Consider the following 17711-nt stretch of genomic DNA (forward strand, 5'->3'; position numbering starts at 1 on the left):
CGCAACCACCTCCGGCCCTATGACGGCTCCCGGAAATGGCCTGGCCGGGCCGGTGACGCAAGCGAGCGCAAACCGCGATCAACACGTGATCCGCTCAGCCGGCCAGCGCCGCCTCCTCCACCCGGACCCGGACCGCGAGCAACACCCCGTTCACCAGCGTGAACACCAGCGCCGTAAGCCAAGCGGTATGTACGAGCGGCAGTGCCACCCCTTCCGCCACCACGGCCACGTAATTCGGATGACGCAGCCATCTGTACGGCCCGGCGCTGACCAGCGGCATCCCCGGCACCACCACGACACGCGTGTTCCACTGCCGCCCCAGGGCGGCGATGCACGACCAGCGCAACCCCTGAGCCAGCAGGACGATCGCGAGCATCGGCCAGCCGAGCGCCGGGATGAAGAGCCGGTCGAACAGCCACACCTCGGCCGGACAGGCCAGCAACAGACCGGTATGGGCCAGGACGATCCAGCGATAGTGCCGCCTGCCGTACTCGATGCCGCCCTTCGACCTGGCCCAGGCCAGGTTGCGGCGAGCCACGGCGAGCTCGGCCAGCCGTTCGGCGGCGACCAGCCCGATCAGGATCGTGTAGGGACTCACCAGTGCAGCAGGAGCAGTTCGGCCGAGAAACCGGGCCCGAGGGCGAGGAGCACGGCCGGCTGGCCCGGACGGCCGCGCGTCTCCTGCAGGACGTGCAGGACGGAGACCGACGACATGTTCCCGTGCTCACGAAGTGACCGCCGCGTGACCTCCAGAGCCGAGGGATCCAGGCCCAGCGGCTCCACGATCTTGTCGATCACCTTCGGGCCGCCCGGGTGGCAGATCCAGGTGCCGACCTGTTCCGGGGTGAGCCCGTTGTCGGCGAGGAAGCTCCTGATGTCGCCCGCGAGCACCTTCTCCACGAAGCCGGTGAGCTCGGCGTCCAGGATGAGGTGGAAGCCTCTCTCGCTCACCTGCCAGCCCATGAGGTGCTCGGTGCCCGAGTACAGCCTGCTGCGCGTGGCCACCACCTCCGGGCCCTGGCCGCGTCCCACCGCGACGACGGCCGCCGCGCCGTCGCCGAACAGGCCGCTGGCGACCAGGTTCGCGATCGAGGTGTCGTCGCGCTGGATGGTCAGCGAGCACAGTTCCACGCAGACCAGCGCCGCGACCTGTTCGGGCCAGCCGCGCAGGTAGTCGTTCAGCCGCGACAGACCCGACGCCCCCGCCGCGCAGCCCAGCCCGAACATCGGCACCCGTTTGACGTCCGGCCGCAGCCCCACACGTTGCACCAGCCGCGCGTCCATGGACGGCGTGGCCAGGCCGGTGGTCGAGCAGAACACCAGGTGATCCACCCGCCGCGGGGATACGCCCGCCTTGTCCAGCGCGCCGCGGAGCGCCCGTTCGCCCAGATCGAGCGCGATCTCAAGATAGATGTCATTGGCGCGACCGAACGAGTCGAGCTTGGCGTAGTCGGCCAGCGGGAGCGCCAGGTTCCGGCTCTGGACGCCGGTGGCCTCGTGGAAGCGTTCGAGCTGGTCGTGGTCGGCCTCGGTCAAGCGGGAGAATGCCTCGGTGATCTCCGCCTGCTCGTAGCGGTAATCGGGCAAAACGGTCTGTACCCCCGAAATGTGCATATATCTCTTCTTCCGCTGAGAGGGGCGGGCTAACATGCGGCCATGCTCATGCCCGTACGCGCTGGACTGCCGAGTGTCGCCGTGCTCGCGTTCGATGGGATGTCGCCGTTCGAGCTGGGGTGTGCGGTGGAGATCTTCGGGCTCCCCCGGCCCGAACTCGGTGTGCCCTGGTACGACCTCAAGGTCTGCGCCGAGACGTCCCAGCCGCTCCGGGCGGTCGGCGGGTTCACGCTGCAGGCGGCGCACGGGCTCGACGTGCTGGCCGCGGCCGACACCGTGATCGTCCCCGGCGTGGCCGACGTACGCGGGCAGGTCTCCGGCGAGCTCGTCGCGGCGCTGCGGCTGGCGCACGATCGGGGCGCGCGCATGGTGTCGATCTGTTCGGGGGCGTTCGCGCTGGCCGCCGCCGGGCTGCTCGACGGGCGCGAGGCGACCACCCACTGGAAGTACGCCGAGCTGCTCCAGGAGCGCTTCCCCAAGGTGTCCGTCAACGCCTCGGTGCTGTACGTGGACGACGGCGACGTGCTGACCAGCGCGGGCAGCGCGGCCGGGCTCGACCTGCTGATCCACCTGATCCGCGGCGACCACGGCCCGAACGTCGCCAACGCGGTGGCCCGCCGCCTGGTCATCGCGCCGCATCGGGAGGGCGGGCAGGCGCAGTTCATCCAGGCCGCGGTGACGCCGGTCGAGGACGACGACGCGGTGGCCAGGGCGATGGCCTGGGCCATGGACCACCTGGCACAGCCGATCAGCGTCGGCGACCTGGCCAGGGTGGCGCACATGTCCGAACGCTCGTTCATCAGGCACTTCAAACGGCAGACGGGCACGAGCCCGCTGCGCTGGGTGATCTCCCAGCGGGTGGCGGCCAGCCTGCCGATGCTGGAGGGCACGGCCGCGCCGGTGGAGGAGATCGGGGCCGCCGTGGGGTTCGAGAGCCCCGTGACGTTCCGGCACCACTTCACCCGCGCGATGCGTACGTCGCCTTCGGCCTACCGGCGCGCCTTCAGCGACACGTGACAGGCTTCACCCCACCGCGAGCCGCCACAGGGACGTCACCTCGGCGGCCCGCGCGGCGCTGAGCGGATCGGTGTCATCCGACGCGCGCCGATGGCGCGGCCGGGTGTCGAGCCGGTCGGTGACCCGCAGCCCCGCCGCGTCGAACGCGGCCATCAGGTCGGCGCGGGAGCGCAGCCCCAGGTGCTCGGCCAGATCCGACAGCACCAGCCAGCCCTCGCCGCCCGGCTCCAGGTGATCGGCCAGGCCGTCGAGAAAACCTTGGAGCATACGCCCGCCGGGGTCGTACACGGCCTGGTCGAGCAGCGACGACGGCTTGGCGGGCAGCCAGGGCGGGTTGCACACGACGAGCGGCGCGCGCCCCGGCGGGAACAGGTCGGCGGCCACCACCTCGACCCGGTCGGCCAGGTCCAGCCGGGCCAGGTTGTCGCGGGCGCAAGCCACGGCGCGCGGGTCGAGATCGGTGGCCACGACCCGCTCGACGCCCCGCTTGGCCAGCACCGCCGCCAGCACGCCGGTGCCCGTGCCGAGGTCGAAGGCCAGCCGCTTGTCGGCCAGGGGCGCCTGGGCCACCAGATCAACGTATTCGCCGCGAATCGGGGAGAAAACTCCGTAGTGCGGATGGATCCGGGCATCCAGCGCCGGGACCTCGACGCCCTTCTTCCGCCATTCGTGCGCCCCGATCAGGCCGAGCAGCTCGCGTAGCTGGCCCACCACCGGGCCCGCCGCCGGGCCGTAGACCTCTTCGCACGCCTGCCGTACGTCGGGAGCGCGGGCGAGCGAGATGAGGTGGCCTTCGTCGTACGGGATCAGCAGCATGCCGAGCGTGCGCGCCCGCTGACCCTGGGCCTGGCGGTATTGGTAGAACGTGGCGCCGGGATCGGCCGGCTTGCACCGGCGCCCCATCGCCTGGAGCAGTTGGCGGGCGTTCTGGAAGTCGCCGCGCCACAGCAGGGCGGTGCCCTCGCAGGCCAGGCGGTAGGCGACGTCGGCCTTCATCCGGTCGTCGGCGATCACCACGCGCTTCGGCGGCGGCGCGCCCAGCGCGGAGCGCCATGGCGCCGAACGTTCCTCGCCCGCCTCAGTCCATCGGATCATCATCAGACCCCGACCGTTTCATGGACGGCCCGCCCATGGCGAATCGGTTCGCCAGGAGCCCCACGACGAGCGCACGCAGCCCCTCGCCATAGGTGTCGCGCGCGGTGAGCTCCTCCCACCGATCCCCCACCGCCGCGAGGCGCGGCAACGCCTCGGCGTCGAGCTCGGCGAACACCCGCCGCCGATAGGTCGGCCCGCCCTCCTCCCGCCTGCGCCGCGCGGCCGCCCGCGCGGTGATCTCCCCCGCCGTGTAGTGCCAGATGATCCGGTACGCGTCCACGGCCCGTTCCAGGGTCAGCCCGGCGCGTACGGCCGCGTCGATGATCGTCTCCGGGTACCACAGCGCGTTGACCGAGAGCAGGTCGTCCGCCCTGAGGACATCCACGATCCACGGGCGGCCCGCCAGCGCGTCGTGCAGGGCGACGGCCGCCGCCGCCATCCGCTCGGCCGATTCGTCCGGGAGCTCGGGCCGGGGCATCTCCGCCGCGTAGTCGTCGAGCAGGAGCAGGAGGAGTTCTTCCTTGTCGTGTACGTGGTGGTAGAGGGCCATGGGCGTGGTGCCGACCTCGCGGGCCAGCCTGCGCATCGTCAGACCCTCCGTCCCTTCGGCCTCGATGATCCGGTGAGCGGCGGACACGATGTCCGCTCTGGAGATCTTGGGTGGCCGTCCTGTGCGCGCGGGCATGATGCCATGCTACTTTCTATACGCGTATAGAAACTCGCTTGGAGGTAGCCGACATGAGCGCCGAACGACTCATCGCCATGGGTGACGAGCTGGTGAAGCTGCACGACGGGTTCCGGCGGGAGCTCGCGGAGCTGCGGCGGGCGCCCGGCTCGCGGCCCCAGCTACGGGAGCACTGCCTGACGTTCTGCGACGCGCTGCACGCCCATCACACCGGCGAGGACGGCGTCCTGTTCCCGCACCTGGAGGGCGCGCATCCCGAGCTGGCGGAGGTGCTGGCACGGCTGCGCGCCGAGCACCAGGTGGTGGCGCGGCTGCTCGCCCGGATCCGCGAGCTGCCGGATGGGGGCGACACCGACGACGTCGGCGCCGAGCTCGATCGGCTCTCCCGCGAGCTGGAGGCGCACCTCGACTACGAGGAGGAGCAGTTGGTGCCGCTGCTCAACGCGATGACCGATTTTCCCGAGGGGCTCTAGCCCCAACGCCGTTCAGTGCGGTGCTGCCCGGGATGCTCGAACGCGGCTCCGGCACGCTGCTGTTCACCTCGGGCATCTCGGCCGTGCACCCGATCGACTTCCTGGGCAACATCGGCATCGCCGTGGCGGGGCTGCGCAACTATGTCCTCGCCCTGGCGCAGGCGGTGTCGGACCGTGGCGTCCATGTGGGCCACGTCCCCATCGGCGCCGCCATCGCCCCGGGCTCTCCGGCCGCCCCCGAGGCGGTGGCCGAAACCCACTGGCGCCTGCACACCGACCGGGACCGCAACGAAGTGATCCTGGGCGACCTGGCGACGGTCCAGGCCGCGATCAACGGGCTGAACACCACCCCGGCCTCATAGCTCAGAGCCGGTAGTCGAAGACGTACGAGTGCGAGCCGTCGGGGGCGATGAGGATGTCCATCTCGCCCCTGAGGCCGCTCAGCTCGCCGGTCCCGGAGTCCGGTACGACCGCGACCCGCAGCGACTGCTCGCCCCGGTCGCCCACCGCGAAGTGCTGGAACACGAAGCTGCCCGTCCGCCCGTCCAGGCTGCCCACGACCCGTTCCATCGCCACATACGCCCGCGAGTTCTCCACCGGGGTCCCCGCCACGATCAGATGGACCACGCTGGTGCCGGTCAGGTCGCCGTGGAAGGTCTTGCCCAGGGTGACGTGGCCGAGCGAGACGCCGTCGGCCTCCTCGTACGGGGGCTGGGCGTTCCAGTCGGCGGTGTCGAAGGTTCCCTTTGCTGTCATGCGTCCCATGGTGACGGGGATACCTGTCAGGAACGGTCAGGTACCGCTGAGCATGGCCACAACGGGAGCGAAAGAGTCCATGGACTCCACGTTCACTGTCACGTACGAGATGCCGAGTTTGTCCCTGCGCTCGCGCAAGGTGGTGGCCATCTGGTCCGGGGTTCTGGTCAGCACCCCCGTGCCCTCGGTAGCCAGGCCCATGCTGAGCTCCAGGTGGTCGTAGCGGTCACCGGCCAGCTCGTAGAGCTCGTCCAGCATCGCGGCCACCTGCGCCTCGGCGCACCACGGCGGCAGCCACAGAGCCACCGTGTCGGCCTTCTCGGCGGCCACCTTGAGCAGCCCGCTGCAGGACGCGGCGATCAGGATCGGCACGTCGCGTACTGCGGCGGCCGTCCTCGCCAGTCGCCTGACCTGCTCGGCGGGCGTGTCGCCCGTCACCGGCGGGGCCGCGCCCAGGCCCAGCTCGAACCGGCCGCCGCTGAACGCGCGTAACCCGGCCGTCTCCCGCGCCACGCTCTCCGGCGTCCAGGAAGGAACGTCCACGACGTACGTCCCGACGCGCAGGGTGGTCGTCGCGGCGGCGACGACGGCCGCGGCGGCGAACGGAGACCGCACGCCCGACACATGGTCGGGCACCAGCAGTGTGGTGAAGCCGAGGCCCTCCGCGCGGCGGCCCAGCTCGCCCCAGCCGTCGGGATGGAGATCGTGACCGGCGACGGCGCCGAATCTGAACGGGTGCGTGGTCATGCTCCCACGATCGGCCACCGGCCCCCGCGAGACATCGTCCCCGAGACCGGTGATCCGCTACCCCGCCGGGCGCAAGCCCGGCCGGCCCGCCTACTCCCCCAGCAGTATCCGCACGAAGTCGTTGCGGAACTTGCCCGCCGGGTCATAGCGCCCCACCAGGTCACGGAAGCGCTCCGGGCACGACGGCCACCGGGTGAACAGCTTGCCCCAGTGCGGCCGGGGATCGAACGGCGCCAGCCGCTCCTCGACCAGCTCGATCACCGGCAGCACCGCCGCCGTGTCCTTGACCCAGGTGAAGTGCAGGCCCACCGTGTCGCGGCCGTTGTAGGGGCTGAGCCACAGGTCGTCGGCGGCGATCGTGCGTACCTCGGAGATCTGCAGCACCGGCCTGATGCGGTCGCCGATGGCCCGCAGCTCGCCCAGCGCCTCGGCCGCGCGCGCCCTGGGGAGCAGGAACTCCGACTGCAGCTCGTCGCCCGCGCTGCTCGGCGGCGAGTCGGCCCGGAAGTGCGGCAGCCGCTCGTGCCACGGCCCGGGCACGCCGAGCTGCTCGGTGCAGCTCCCGGCCGGCATGCCCGGCACCGGATGGCGGGGGCCGTCGGCCGCGCGGGTGCCGTGCCAGTCGCCGGCGGGCAGCTCGGTGCGGCGCTTGAGCCACACGCGGGTCGACAGCCAGTCGGTGAACAGGCTGACGCTGTATCCGGCCGACATGACGGCCTCGAAGTCGAAGTCGTCGGGCAGGTCCTCCCGGACGTACTGGCGCAGTTCGAAGGCGGGTACGAGGTCGAGCGTGACCGAGGTGACGACGCCGAGCGCGCCGAGCGCCACGACCGCGCCGGGGAAGTCGGCCGCACCCCGCCGAAGGGTGATCAGGGAGCCGTCGGCGGTGACGAGGTCCAGCGCCGCCACGGCCGCCGACAGGCTCTGGTTGCCGCCACCGGAGCCGTGCGTGCCGGTCGCGCACGAGCCCGCCACCGAGATGTGCGGGAGCGAGGCCAGGTTGCCGAGCGCGAACCCGTTCGCGTGCAGGACGGGCGCGAGCTCCGCGTACGTCGTCCGCGCGCCGACCCGCACGCGCGCCGCGGCGCTGTCGATCTCCACCTCGGACGGCAGGCGGTCCAGGGTGACGAGGTCGCCCGTCGTGTCGGCGACGTCGTTGAAGGAGTGGCCGCTGCCTAATGCCCGGATGTTGGCCGTGTCGGCGACCAGGTTCTGAAGCTCGTCGAGAGTGGAGGGATGGTGGACGGTTTTCCCCTGAAAGGCGATATTTCCCGCCCAATTCTTCAGCGTCACCGCTTTACCCTTCCATACCTCTTGTCGGCGCCGCGAGCGGGCGCTATTTTCGAGTGCCGCGACGAAAGCGCCGACGACAAAGGCGCTCCTGACGAGGGCGTCGCCAAGGAGAATTCCGTGCTCTACCTGTCCGAGGCTCTCGGCCTGGCCACGATGGTGCTCTGGCTGTACTGCCTGTTCGATGCGATCACCACGCCGGAAGAGGCGTGCCGTAACCTGCCGAAGATCCTCTGGGTGCTCGTCGTGCTGCTGTTCCCGCTGGTCGGCTCCGTGATCTGGCTGGTGGCCGGGCGGCCGCAGGCGGTCCAGGCGGCGCGGCCGACCGGGTTCCCCGAGTACGACCGGCCGGGGCCCGCGACCGCGACCAACCCCGACGACGACGAGGAGTTCCTGCGCCGCCTCCGCGAGCGAGCGGAGGAACAACGCAAGAACGCCCCGAAACCACCCGACGAAGACGCTTAGAAGCCCTGCGCCAGCCGGTAGTACGCCTGGTTCCAGCGCAGTTCCTTGGCGAAGCTGCGGGCCGTCGTGTCCGCGTCGATGATCAGCAGTTCGACGCCGAGCATGTCGGCCAGGTCGCTCAGCTCCTCGGCGCCCACCGCCGTCGAGAGCACCGTGTGGTGCGGCGCGCCCGCGGTCAGCCAGGACTCGGCGGAGGTACGCAGGTTCGGGCGGGGCCGCCAGACCGCGCGCGCCACCGGCAGGTTGGGCAGCGGGTGCGGCGGCGCGACGATGTCGATCTCGTTGGCCACCAGCCGGAACCGGTCCCCCATGTCGGCGAGCCCGATGACGATGCCGGGCCCGGGCTCGGCGTCGAACACCAGCCGCACCGGGTCCTCCCGGCCGCCGATGCCCAGGGGGTGGATCTCACACGTCGGGGTGCCCGAGGCGATCGACGGGCAGACCTCCAGCATGTGCGCGCCGAGGATGAGCTCCTCGCCCGGCGTCAGGTTGTAGGTGTAGTCCTCCATGAACGAGGTGCCGCCCGGCGCCATGGCCTTGAGCGTGCGCAGCAGCACCGAGGTCTTCCAGTCGCCCTCGCCGCCGAAGCCGTATCCGTCGGCCATCAGCCGCTGCACGGCCAGGCCGGGGAGCTGGCGCAGCCCGCCGAGGTCCTCGAAGTTCGTGGTGAACGCGCGGAACCCGCCCGCCTCCAGGAAGCCGCGCAGGCCCAGCTCGATCCGGGCGGCGTAGCGCAGCGACTCGTGCCGCTCGCCCAGCAGCTCCGGCGCCACCCGGTAGAGCTCCGCGTACTCCTTGACCAGCGCCGTCACGTCCGCGTCGGAGGCGGCGTCCACGACCTCGACCAGCTCGTTGACACCGTAGGTGTTGACCGAGACGCCGAAGCGGAGCTGCGCCTCGACCTTGTCGCCCTCGGTGACGGCGACGTCGCGCATGTTGTCGCCGAACCTGGCGAGCTTGAGCGTGCGTACCTCCGCCAGGCCCGTCGCCGCCCGCGACCAGGCGAGCACGCGGTCGGCCACGAACGGATCGCTGACGTGCCCGGCCACGGTCTTGCGCGGCACGCCCAGCCGGGTCTGGATGTGGCCGAACTCACGGTCGCCGTGCGCGGCCTGGTTGAGGTTCATGAAGTCCATGTCGATGGAGCTCCACGGCAACTCGACGTTGGCCTGCGTGTGCAGGTGCAGCAGCGGCTTGCGCAGCGCGTCGAGCCCGGCGATCCACATCTTGGCCGGGGAGAAGGTGTGCATCCAGGCGATCACGCCGGCGCACGAGTCGTCCGCGTTGGCCTCCAGCATCACGCGCCTGATCGCGGCCGCGTCGGTGAGCACGGGCTTCCACTCGACGGTCACCGGGAGGGCGGCGGCGATCCGCTGCGACTGCTCGGCGACCTGGCGCAGCGTGTCCTCGCCGTACAGCCCCTGGCTGCCGGTCAGAAACCAGATGTTCAACGCGGGCTCCTCTGTCCGTAGACGTTCTGATAGCGGTCGTACAGGCGGTCGATGTCGTCCTGGGGGATGGTCAGCGGCTGGCCGAGCTGCCGGGCCACGTGCACGGTGCGGGCGACGTCCTCGCACATCACCGCCGCCTTCACCGCCGCCTTGGGGGTGGGGCCGATGGTGAAGACGCCGTGGTTCCGCATCAGTACGGCCCGCGAGCGGTGTCCCTTGAGCGTCTCCACGATGCCGTGGCCGATGGAGTCGTCGCCGATCAGCGCGAACGGCCCGACCGGGATCTCGCCGCCGAACTCGTCGGCCATGGCGGTCAGCACGCACGGGATGGCTTCACCGCGCGCCGCCCAAGCGGTGGCGTAGGTGGAGTGGGTGTGCACCACCCCGCCCACCTCCGGCATGACGCGGTAGACGTAGGCGTGCGCGGCGGTGTCGCTGGACGGCGCGTGCTCACCCTCGACCAGGTTGCCGTCGAGGTCGCAGACGACCATGTTCTCCGGGGTCAGCTCGTCGTAGGAGACCCCGGACGGCTTGATGACGAACAGGTCCTCACCGGGGATCCGCCCGGAGACGTTCCCGGCGGTCCAGGCGACGAGGTTGTTGCGCACCAGTTCGGCGTGCAGGTCGCAGACTGTCTTTCTCATCTGCTCGCCTCGTTCCTGATCGCGCGTAGCGTGTGCAGCATCCGTCCGTCCCCGAAGTAGTCGTGCAGTGTGCGGTATTCGGCGTAGAGCCGGTCGTAGGCGTCGGCCCGCTCCGCGTCGGGCACGTAGGCGTTCTCCTGCCGCGCGCCCATCGCGGCCGCGGCCTGCTCGATGTCGTCGTACGCGCCCGCCGCGACGGCCGCGTGGATCGCCGAGCCGAGCGCGGGGCCCTGCTCGGAGACGATGACCGACAGCGGCCTGCGCAGTACGTCGGCGTAGACCTGCATGAGGAAGCGGTTCTTCAGCAGGCCACCGGCGACCACGAACTCCGCCACCGGCACGCCCGACGCCTCGAACGTCTCGACGATCACCCGGGCGCCGAACGCGGTGGCCTCGATGAGCGCGCGGTAGACGTCCTCGGGCCTGGTGGCCAGGGTCTGGCCGACGACCACGCCGGACAGGTCGTGGTCGACCAGCACCGAGCGGTTGCCGTTGTGCCAGTCGAGCGCGACCAGGCCGTGCTGCCCGACCCGCTGCGCGGCGGCCAGCTCGGTCAGGTAGTCGTGCACCGACCGGCCCTGCTCGGCCGCGAGCCCTGCGTACGAGGCGGGCACGGCGTTGTCGACGAACCAGGCGAAGATGTCGCCCACGCCCGACTGTCCCGCCTCATATCCCCACAGCCCTGGGACGATCCCGTCGCGGACCACCCCGCACATGCCGGGCACCTCGGCGAGCTGGTCGGACGGCATCACGTGGCAGGTGGAGGTGCCCATGATCGCGACCATCTGGCCGGGCCGGACCGCGTCGGCCGCGGCGGAGGTGACGTGCGCGTCGACGTTGCCGACCGCGATCGCGATGCCCTCGGGCAGCTTGGTCCACTCGGCGGCCTGCGCGGTCAGCCGCCCGGCGAGCCCGCCCAGCGGCGACAGCTCCTGCCCCAATTTGCCGACAAATCCGGAGAAATCGGGGTTGAGTGCGGCCAGGAAGTCTTCTGAGGGGTAGCTCCCGTCCTGAAATATGCCTTTATATCCGGCGGTGCAGACGTTGCGCGTCTCGACCCCGGTGAGCTGCCAGATGATCCAGTCGGCCGCCTCGACCCATCGCTCGGTCCGGCCGTACGTCTCCGGGTCCTCCTCGAGCAGTTGCAGGCCCTTGGCGAACTCCCACTCCGAGGAGATCTTGCCGCCGTAGCGCGGCAGCCAGCTCTCCCCGCGCCGGGCGGCCAGCTCGTTGATGCGGTCGGCGTGCGCCTGCGCCGCGTGGTGCTTCCACAGCTTGGGCCAGGCATGCGGCCGCTCGGGCGTCTGGAAGCAGAGCGGCGTGCCGTCGCGCGTGGTCGGCAGCACCGTGCACGCGGTGAAGTCGGTGCCGAGGCCGACGACCTGCGCCGGGTCGATCCCCGCGGCGGCCACCGCCTCCGGCACGGCGGTGCGCAGGACGTCCAGCCAGTCCTGCGGGGACTGCAGCGCCCAGTCGGGTCCCAGCCGGATCTCGGAGCCGGGCAATCGCTCCTCGATGACGCGGTGCGTGTACTCGTGCACGGCGCTGCCGACCTCGGCGCCATCGCCCACCCGCACCACCACGGCGCGGCCGGACAGCGTGCCGAAGTCGACACCGATCACGTAGGTGTTGTTAGCGTTCACATAATCTCCCTTGAATCCGCCACGACAGGGACGCCCCGGAGGTCAGGTTCGGCGTGCCGAGAATAGGCGCTGAAGCAGGATGAAGACGAACAGCAGAAGGCCGATGAAGATCTTGGTCCACCAGGAGCTCAGCGTGCCCTCGAAGCTGATGACCGTCTGAATCAGGCCCAGCACCAGCACGCCCAGCACGGTACCAAGCAGGAATCCCGAGCCGCCGGTCAGGAGGGTACCTCCGATGACGACCGCCGCGATCGCGTCGAGCTCCATGCCGACGGCGTGCAGACCGTACCCGGAGAGCATGTAGAACGACAAAAGCACCCCGCCGAGCGCCGAGCAGAACCCGCTGATCGTGTAGACCGTGATCTTCGTCCGGGCCACCGGCAGGCCCATCAGCAACGCGGACTGCTCGCTGCCCCCGGTGGCGTAGACGGAGCGGCCCAGGCGCGTGTAGTGCAGCACGTACGCCGCCACCAGCACCACCACCGCGGCGATGATCACGCTCGGCGAGATCCACAGGTCGGCGAACAGGTCGATCCTGGTCTGCGCGAACGCCGTGAACGTCGGGTCCTCGATGGGGATCGAGTCGGTGCCGATCGTGTAGCACAGCCCCCTGGCCAGGAACATCCCGGCCAGCGTGACGATGAACGGCTGGATCTCGAAGGCGTGGATGATGTACCCCATCACCATCCCCAGCGCGGAGCCGATGAGCAGCACCAGCGGGATCACCAGGTACGGCGGCCACCCGGGCCCCTTCATCAGGCTCGCCGAGATCATCGTGGACAGCGCGACCACCGAGCCGACCGACAGGTCGATCCCCCCGGTGAGGATCACGAACGTCATGCCGACGGCCACGACCAGCAGGAAGGCGTTGTCGATGAAGACGTTGAGTATCACCTGCCCGCTGGCGAAGCCCTCATAACGGATGCCGCCCGCGACGAACATCGCCACGAACAGGCAGGCGGTCACCAGGACGGGCACGTACTTGGCCGGGATCGTCCTGAGGCCGTTGAGCGTCACGGTCGTCATGCCGTCACCCGGACCTTCTCCTCCGCCGCCGGGCTGGGCGGCACGGCTCGGCGGCGCCGGCCGAACACCTTCTCGCGGAACGACTTCGACTGGATGAGGCAGACCGCGGTCACCACGAGCGCCTTGAACAGCAGCGTGGTCTCCGGCGGCACGCCGATCGAGTAGATGGTGGTGGTCAGCGTCTGGATGATCAGCGCGCCCAGCACGGTGCCGCCGAGCGAGAAGCGCCCGCCCGACAGCGAGGTGCCGCCGATGACCACGGCCAGGATGGCGTCGAGCTCGACCCAGAGGCCGGCGTTGTTGCCGTCGGCGCTGGACACGTTCGAGCTGATCATCAGCCCGGCAACGCCGGCGCAGAGCGCGGCGAACGCGTAGACCATGATGATGATGCCGCGCGAGCGGATGCCGGCCAGCCTGCTGGCCTCGGCGTTGCCGCCGACCGACTCGATCAGCATCCCGAGGGCCAGCCTGCGGGTGAGGAACACGGTGATCGCCAGGACCACCGCGACCAGGAGGATGCCGAAGGGCACGGTCAGCCAGTAGCCGCCACCGATGATCTTGTACGAGGGACTGTTGATGGTGATGATCTGCCCGCCGGTGATCAACTGGGCCAGGCCGCGCCCGGCGACCATGAGGATCAGCGTGGCGATGATCGGCTGAATGCCGACGACCGCGACGAGCAGGCCGTTCCACGCCCCGAGCAGCACCGACAGGCCGAGCGCCAGCACCACGGCGGTGAAGACGCCGGCGTCCTGGCTGATCTGCAGACAGGCCAGCGCCCCCGAGATCGCCACCACCGAGCCGACCGACAGGTCGATGCCGCCGGTCGCGATGACCAGCGTCATCCCGAGCGACACCAGGATCAGCGGGGCGCCGAACCGCAGGATGTCGATCAGGCTGCCGTAGAGGTGGCCGTCGCGCATCTGGATCGAGAAGAAGTTCGCGGTGAAGAACACGTTGACGAGGAGCAGCACGGCCAGGATGACGGCCGGCCAGAGCAGGCGTCTCATTCCGCTCGGCCTCCGCTCGCGCCGCCACTTGCAATGGTCTCCATGAGCACGTCCATGGTGAGGTCGTCGTCGTTGGGCAGCTCGGCGACCAGCCTGCGGTCACGCAGGACGCCGACCTTGTGGCTGAGCCGCAGCACCTCCTCCAGCTCGGCGGAGATGAACAGCACCGCCATGCCGCCGTCGGAGAGCTGGGCGACCAGGCGCTGGATCTCGGTCTTCGCACCGATGTCGATGCCGCGGGTGGGCTCGTCGAGGATGAGCAGCCGCGGCTCCAGGATCAGCCATCTGGCCAGCAGGACCTTCTGCTGGTTGCCGCCGCTGAGGTCGCGTACGAGGTGCTCCGGGTTGGGCGGGCTGATCTTCAGCGCGGTGATGTACTTACCGACCAGCTCGTCCTGCTGCTCGCGCGGGACCGGCCTGGTCCAGCCCCTGGTGGCTTGCAGGGCCAGGATGATGTTCTCCCGGAGCGTGAGGTCGGGGATCAGCCCGTCCGACTTGCGGTTCTCCGAGCAGAACGCGATCCGGTGGTTCATCGCGACACGCGGCGTGCGCAACGAGACGGCCGTGCCGTCCATGGTCACGTCGCCGGCGCTCGCGTGGTCGGCGCCGAACAGCAGCCGCGCGATCTCGGTACGGCCCGAGCCCAGCAGCCCGGCCAGCCCCACGACCTCGCCCTCGTGGACGGTCAGCGTGAACGGCTCGATCGCCCCGGCCCGGCCGAGCCCGCGCGCCTCGAGGAGCGAGCGGTCGAACACCTTGGCCTCGCCGTGCAGCTTCTCCAGCGCGGCGAGCTCCTGGCCGATCATCTTGGCGACCAGCTCGACCTGGCTGAGCTCCTTGGTGAGGTATTCACCCACCAGCCGCCCGTTGCGCAGGATCGTCATCCGGTCGGAGATCTCGTAGACCTGGTCGAGGAAGTGCGACACGAACAGGATCGCGATGCCCTCCTCCTTGAGGCTGCGCATCACCTTGAAGAGCTGCTCGACCTCGACCGCGTCGAGGCTGGACGTCGGCTCGTCGAGGATCAGCACCCGGGCCTCGATGTCGATGGCCCGCGCGATGGCGACCATCTGCTGGATGGCCGGCGAGTAGGTCGACAGGGGCGCCGAGACGTCGAGGTCGAGCTCCAGCCGGGCCAGCAGCTCCGCGGCCCGGGCCCGCATCCGGGGCCAGTCGATCCGGCCCCAGCGGCGCGGCTCGCGGCCGACGAAGATGTTCTCGGCGACCGAGAGGTTCGCGCAGAGGTTGACCTCCTGGTAGACCGTGCTGATGCCGGCCCCCTGCGCCGCCAGCGGGCTGCCGAACGCGACGGGCTCGCCGAGCAGTTCGATGGTGCCGGCGTCGATGGGGTGGACGCCGGTGAGCACCTTGATCAGGGTGGACTTGCCCGCGCCGTTCTCGCCCATGAGCGCGTGCACCTCGCCCGGCAGCAGTCGCAGGTCCACGCCGTCGAGAGCCTTCACGCCGGGGAACTGTTTGCCGATTCCGCTCATCTGCAGGATCGGCGCGGGTACGGCCATCTCGGCGCCCCTCTCCTCCTCTTGAGAGTGGGCCGGCCGCGCGGGCCGGCCCCGTCAACGGTCAGTACTGGCGGTTGGGCAGCGCGGCCTTGGCCTGCTCCTGGTTGAACGCCGTCTCCTCCGTGATCACACGGGTCGGTACGGTCTCGTTCTTGACGACCTTCTTGGCCAGGTCCATCAGCTGCGGGCCGAGGAGCGGGGAGCACTCGACGATGTAGTTGATCTTTCCGTCGGAGAGCGCCTGCATGCCGTCCTTGACGGCGTCGACCGTGATGATCTTGATGTCCTTGCCGGGCACCTTGCCCGCGCCCTCGATGGCCTCGATCGCACCCAGCCCCATGTCGTCATTGTGCGCGTAAAGGACGTCGATGTCCGGAGTGGACTTCAGGAAGGCCTCCATGACCTCCTTGCCCTTGGCCCTGGTGAAGTCGCCGGTCTGCGAGGCGACGATCTTGAACTTGGGATCCGCCCCGATGACCTCCTGGAAGCCCGACTTGCGGTCGTTGGCGGGGGCCGAGCCGGTGGTGCCCTGCAGCTCGACGATGTTCACCGGGTCCTTGCTGTCCTTGTACTCATCCACCAGCCACTTGCCGGCCTTCTTGCCCTCCTCCACGAAGTCCGAGCCGAGGAAGGTCTTGTAGAGCGTGGTGTCCTTGGAGTCCACGGCCCGGTCGGTGAGGATCACCGGGATCTTCGCGTTCTTGGCCTCTTTGAGCACCGTGTCCCAGCCCGACTCCACCACCGGCGAGAAGGCGATGACGTCCACCTTCTGCTGGATGTAGGAGCGGATCGCCTTGATCTGGTTCTCCTGCTTCTGCTGGGCGTCCGAGAACTTCAGGGTGATGCCCGCGGATTTGGCCGAGTCCTGCACGGACTTGGTGTTCGCGGTGCGCCAGCCACTCTCCGCGCCGACCTGCGAGAAGCCCATAGTGATCGCGCCACCGCCCGACGCGGCACCGCCCCCGCCACTGCCACCGCAGCCGCCCACCGCCATCGCGGTGAGCCCGGCGAGCATCAACGCCGAGATCCTCTTCAACACGTGGGGTCCCTTCTGGTGTGAGCGCTAACATCGAACCGCGTCGTGTCAGCGCCGCCCTGTCTCTGGTGTACGGGCTACCGCCGGGCCGTACTGGCCCGGGGAATGAGCGAGGGCGGGACCACGAGGCGTTCGCGCTCGTGGGAGCCTTGGCCCTCGATCTGCCGAAGGAGCACCTCGATGCTGTGCCTGCCCACCGCGCCGAAGTCCTGCCTGATGGTGGTGAGCGGCGGCGAGAAGAACTCCGATTCGGGGATGTCGTCGAAACCGACGACGCTCACCTGATCGGGCACTCTCACCCCCTGCTCGGTGAACGCCCGCAGCACGCCCAGCGCCATCTGATCGTTGGCGACGAACACCGCTGTGACGTCCTTCATGCTCGCCAGACTGCGCCCCGCCTCGTATCCCGAGCGCGGGCTCCAGTCTCCGGTGAGCGGCTCCGGGGCCGGACGGCCCGCCTGCTTGAGCGCGGCCCGCCACCCGGCCACGCGTCCCTCGGCCTCCAGCCAGTCGGAGGGGCCGCGGATCTGCCAGACCGTCTCGTGTCCCAGGGAGAGCAGGTGCTCGGTGGCCAGCCTGCCCCCCTCGACCTGGTCGACGCAGACGACCGAGGCCTCGCCGGCCTCGCCGCCCTCGACGGCGACCGTCGGCACCCCGAACGGGAGCTCGGCCAGCGCCTGGGCGGCCGACCGCTGCGGCGCGACCACGACGATGCCGTCGACGCCCTGGTCCGTCAGGTAGTCGAGGGCGTCGTTGACGCCGAGCTTGTCGATGGACTTGAGGCTCACGATGCTGACGAAGTAGCCGGCCGCCCGGGCCGCCTGCTCGATGCCGTAGACCGTGCTGGCCGGGCCGTACAGCGTGGTGTCGAAGCTGACCACGCCGAGCGTCCTGGAGTGCTTGGTGACCAGAGCGCGGGCGACGAGGTTGCGGCGGTAGCCGAGCTTGTCGATCGCCTCCTGCACCCTCGCGCGGGTCTCGCTGCGCACGTTGGGATGCTCGTTGAGCACGCGTGAGACCGTCTGGTGCGATACCCCGGCCTCTTTGGCCACGTCGGCCATGACCGGCGGGCGACGCCCCTGGGTCGATCCCACTGCGTGCTCCCTTCCTGGCTTGGCATGACTGTGAACGTTAACAACAGGTCTCGTCAAGGGGTCGTCCGATTACGGTCGCGTCACACGATGTCTCTTGACGTCGCGGCGCGCTCCTCTTAACTTGGCCTTCACCTGGTGGTGAACG

General features: G+C 70.0%; 19 protein-coding genes. 4 read left to right on the plus strand and 15 right to left on the minus strand.

The window, feature by feature from the left end:
• Positions 1 to 94 precede the first annotated feature (94 nt).
• Positions 95 to 598: an isoprenylcysteine carboxyl methyltransferase family protein gene (locus KLK06_RS49710; RefSeq protein ID WP_214642851.1), complete on the minus strand. Its 504-nt coding sequence runs from the start codon at positions 596 to 598 to the stop codon at positions 95 to 97.
• Entirely contained in the window at positions 595 to 1650 is a 1056-nt protein-coding gene (locus KLK06_RS49715; RefSeq protein ID WP_214642852.1) for a type III polyketide synthase, read from the minus strand. Before KLK06_RS49715 ends, KLK06_RS49710 begins: the two co-directional genes overlap by 4 nt.
• A gap of 6 nt (positions 1651 to 1656) precedes the next feature.
• On the opposite strand from KLK06_RS49715, the gene KLK06_RS49720 reads away from it, so the two are divergent.
• Positions 1657 to 2631 (plus strand): helix-turn-helix domain-containing protein, encoded by a 975-nt coding sequence (locus KLK06_RS49720; protein ID WP_214642853.1) that lies wholly within the window; start codon positions 1657 to 1659, stop codon positions 2629 to 2631.
• 6 nt (positions 2632 to 2637) lie between these two features.
• Here the strand turns inward: KLK06_RS49720 and KLK06_RS49725 are convergent, their stop codons facing one another.
• Together KLK06_RS49725 and KLK06_RS49730 are read right to left on the minus strand one after the other, a co-directional pair.
• Positions 2638 to 3729 (minus strand): methyltransferase, encoded by a 1092-nt coding sequence (locus KLK06_RS49725; RefSeq protein ID WP_250907271.1) that lies wholly within the window; start codon positions 3727 to 3729, stop codon positions 2638 to 2640.
• Positions 3710 to 4411, minus strand: coding sequence for a TetR/AcrR family transcriptional regulator (locus KLK06_RS49730; RefSeq protein WP_214642854.1), 702 nt, complete (start codon positions 4409 to 4411; stop codon positions 3710 to 3712). The genes KLK06_RS49725 and KLK06_RS49730 overlap by 20 nt, the downstream gene beginning before the upstream one ends.
• 53 nt (positions 4412 to 4464) lie before the next feature.
• Between KLK06_RS49730 and KLK06_RS49735 the strand changes: the two genes are divergently transcribed.
• Together KLK06_RS49735 and KLK06_RS49740 are read left to right on the plus strand one after the other, a co-directional pair.
• Positions 4465 to 4884 (plus strand): hemerythrin domain-containing protein, encoded by a 420-nt coding sequence (locus KLK06_RS49735; protein WP_214642855.1) that lies wholly within the window; start codon positions 4465 to 4467, stop codon positions 4882 to 4884.
• A gap of 20 nt (positions 4885 to 4904) precedes the next feature.
• Entirely contained in the window at positions 4905 to 5246 is a 342-nt protein-coding gene (locus KLK06_RS49740; protein ID WP_214642856.1) for a hypothetical protein, read from the plus strand.
• A 1-nt stretch (position 5247) separates the two neighbouring features.
• Here the strand turns inward: KLK06_RS49740 and KLK06_RS49745 are convergent, their stop codons facing one another.
• The 3 genes from KLK06_RS49745 to KLK06_RS49755 all read right to left on the minus strand — a co-directional run bounded on the left by KLK06_RS49745 (position 5248) and on the right by KLK06_RS49755 (position 7680).
• On the minus strand, positions 5248 to 5640 hold the full coding sequence (locus KLK06_RS49745; RefSeq protein ID WP_250907272.1) for a DUF3224 domain-containing protein: 393 nt from the start codon (positions 5638 to 5640) through the stop codon (positions 5248 to 5250).
• 36 nt (positions 5641 to 5676) lie between these two features.
• The gene (locus tag KLK06_RS49750) at positions 5677 to 6387 is read right to left on the minus strand and encodes an LLM class flavin-dependent oxidoreductase (protein ID WP_214642858.1); all 711 of its coding nucleotides are present in this window, start codon (positions 6385 to 6387) and stop codon (positions 5677 to 5679) included.
• A gap of 90 nt (positions 6388 to 6477) precedes the next feature.
• A complete protein-coding gene (locus KLK06_RS49755) occupies positions 6478 to 7680 on the minus strand; it encodes an FAD-binding protein (RefSeq protein WP_214642859.1) in 1203 nt (400 codons plus the stop codon).
• Between the two features lie 21 nt (positions 7681 to 7701).
• Here KLK06_RS49755 and KLK06_RS49760 point away from each other — a divergent pair, with 21 nt between their 5' ends.
• Entirely contained in the window at positions 7702 to 8142 is a 441-nt protein-coding gene (locus KLK06_RS49760; RefSeq protein WP_250907273.1) for a PLDc N-terminal domain-containing protein, read from the plus strand.
• Here the strand turns inward: KLK06_RS49760 and araA are convergent.
• From araA to KLK06_RS49800, 8 genes are all read right to left on the minus strand, one after another.
• Complete coding sequence (gene araA, locus KLK06_RS49765; RefSeq protein WP_214642860.1) at positions 8139 to 9593, minus strand: L-arabinose isomerase; 1455 nt, start codon at positions 9591 to 9593, stop codon at positions 8139 to 8141. The two genes, KLK06_RS49760 and araA, sit on opposite strands and share 4 nt — an antisense overlap.
• The gene (locus KLK06_RS49770; RefSeq protein ID WP_214642861.1) at positions 9590 to 10237 is read right to left on the minus strand and encodes an L-ribulose-5-phosphate 4-epimerase; all 648 of its coding nucleotides are present in this window, start codon (positions 10235 to 10237) and stop codon (positions 9590 to 9592) included. Before KLK06_RS49770 ends, araA begins: the two co-directional genes overlap by 4 nt.
• Positions 10234 to 11880, minus strand: coding sequence for a ribulokinase (araB, locus tag KLK06_RS49775; protein ID WP_308168798.1), 1647 nt, complete (start codon positions 11878 to 11880; stop codon positions 10234 to 10236). The genes KLK06_RS49770 and araB overlap by 4 nt, the downstream gene beginning before the upstream one ends.
• 42 nt (positions 11881 to 11922) lie before the next feature.
• Positions 11923 to 12906: a galactofuranose ABC transporter, permease protein YjfF gene (gene yjfF, locus KLK06_RS49780; RefSeq protein ID WP_214642862.1), complete on the minus strand. Its 984-nt coding sequence runs from the start codon at positions 12904 to 12906 to the stop codon at positions 11923 to 11925.
• Positions 12903 to 13916 carry an ABC transporter permease gene (locus KLK06_RS49785; protein ID WP_214642863.1) on the minus strand — a complete coding sequence of 338 codons (1014 nt, stop codon included), beginning with the start codon at positions 13914 to 13916 and terminating at the stop codon, positions 12903 to 12905. Before KLK06_RS49785 ends, yjfF begins: the two co-directional genes overlap by 4 nt.
• Positions 13913 to 15436 carry a sugar ABC transporter ATP-binding protein gene (locus tag KLK06_RS49790; RefSeq protein WP_250907274.1) on the minus strand — a complete coding sequence of 508 codons (1524 nt, stop codon included), beginning with the start codon at positions 15434 to 15436 and terminating at the stop codon, positions 13913 to 13915. Before KLK06_RS49790 ends, KLK06_RS49785 begins: the two co-directional genes overlap by 4 nt.
• Positions 15437 to 15497: 61 nt before the next feature.
• Positions 15498 to 16475, minus strand: a complete 978-nt coding sequence (locus KLK06_RS49795; RefSeq protein WP_308168799.1) for an ABC transporter substrate-binding protein — start codon at positions 16473 to 16475, stop codon at positions 15498 to 15500.
• Between the two features lie 74 nt (positions 16476 to 16549).
• Positions 16550 to 17533: a LacI family DNA-binding transcriptional regulator gene (locus tag KLK06_RS49800; protein ID WP_214642939.1), complete on the minus strand. Its 984-nt coding sequence runs from the start codon at positions 17531 to 17533 to the stop codon at positions 16550 to 16552.
• Positions 17534 to 17711 lie beyond the last annotated feature (178 nt).

It is taken from the genome of Nonomuraea sp. NEAU-A123, from assembly GCF_018603905.1.
GTDB lineage: Bacteria > Actinomycetota > Actinomycetes > Streptosporangiales > Streptosporangiaceae > Nonomuraea.

Excerpts from the sequence above, each read along its gene's own strand:
- KLK06_RS49715 (WP_214642852.1), bottom strand. The coding sequence starts at position 1,650 with ATGTTAGCCCGCCCCTCTCAGCGGAAGAAGAGATATATGCACATTTCG.
- KLK06_RS49720 (WP_214642853.1), top strand. The coding sequence starts at position 1,657 with ATGCTCATGCCCGTACGCGCTGGACTGCCGAGTGTCGCCGTGCTCGCG.
- KLK06_RS49725 (WP_250907271.1), bottom strand. The coding sequence starts at position 3,729 with ATGATGATCCGATGGACTGAGGCGGGCGAGGAACGTTCGGCGCCATGG.
- KLK06_RS49730 (WP_214642854.1), bottom strand. The coding sequence starts at position 4,411 with ATGCCCGCGCGCACAGGACGGCCACCCAAGATCTCCAGAGCGGACATC.
- KLK06_RS49735 (WP_214642855.1), top strand. The coding sequence starts at position 4,465 with ATGAGCGCCGAACGACTCATCGCCATGGGTGACGAGCTGGTGAAGCTG.
- KLK06_RS49745 (WP_250907272.1), bottom strand. The coding sequence starts at position 5,640 with ATGACAGCAAAGGGAACCTTCGACACCGCCGACTGGAACGCCCAGCCC.
- KLK06_RS49750 (WP_214642858.1), bottom strand. The coding sequence starts at position 6,387 with ATGACCACGCACCCGTTCAGATTCGGCGCCGTCGCCGGTCACGATCTC.
- KLK06_RS49770 (WP_214642861.1), bottom strand. The coding sequence starts at position 10,237 with ATGAGAAAGACAGTCTGCGACCTGCACGCCGAACTGGTGCGCAACAAC.
- yjfF (WP_214642862.1), bottom strand. The coding sequence starts at position 12,906 with ATGACGACCGTGACGCTCAACGGCCTCAGGACGATCCCGGCCAAGTAC.
- KLK06_RS49785 (WP_214642863.1), bottom strand. The coding sequence starts at position 13,916 with ATGAGACGCCTGCTCTGGCCGGCCGTCATCCTGGCCGTGCTGCTCCTC.
- KLK06_RS49790 (WP_250907274.1), bottom strand. The coding sequence starts at position 15,436 with ATGGCCGTACCCGCGCCGATCCTGCAGATGAGCGGAATCGGCAAACAG.
- KLK06_RS49800 (WP_214642939.1), bottom strand. The coding sequence starts at position 17,533 with ATGGCCGACGTGGCCAAAGAGGCCGGGGTATCGCACCAGACGGTCTCA.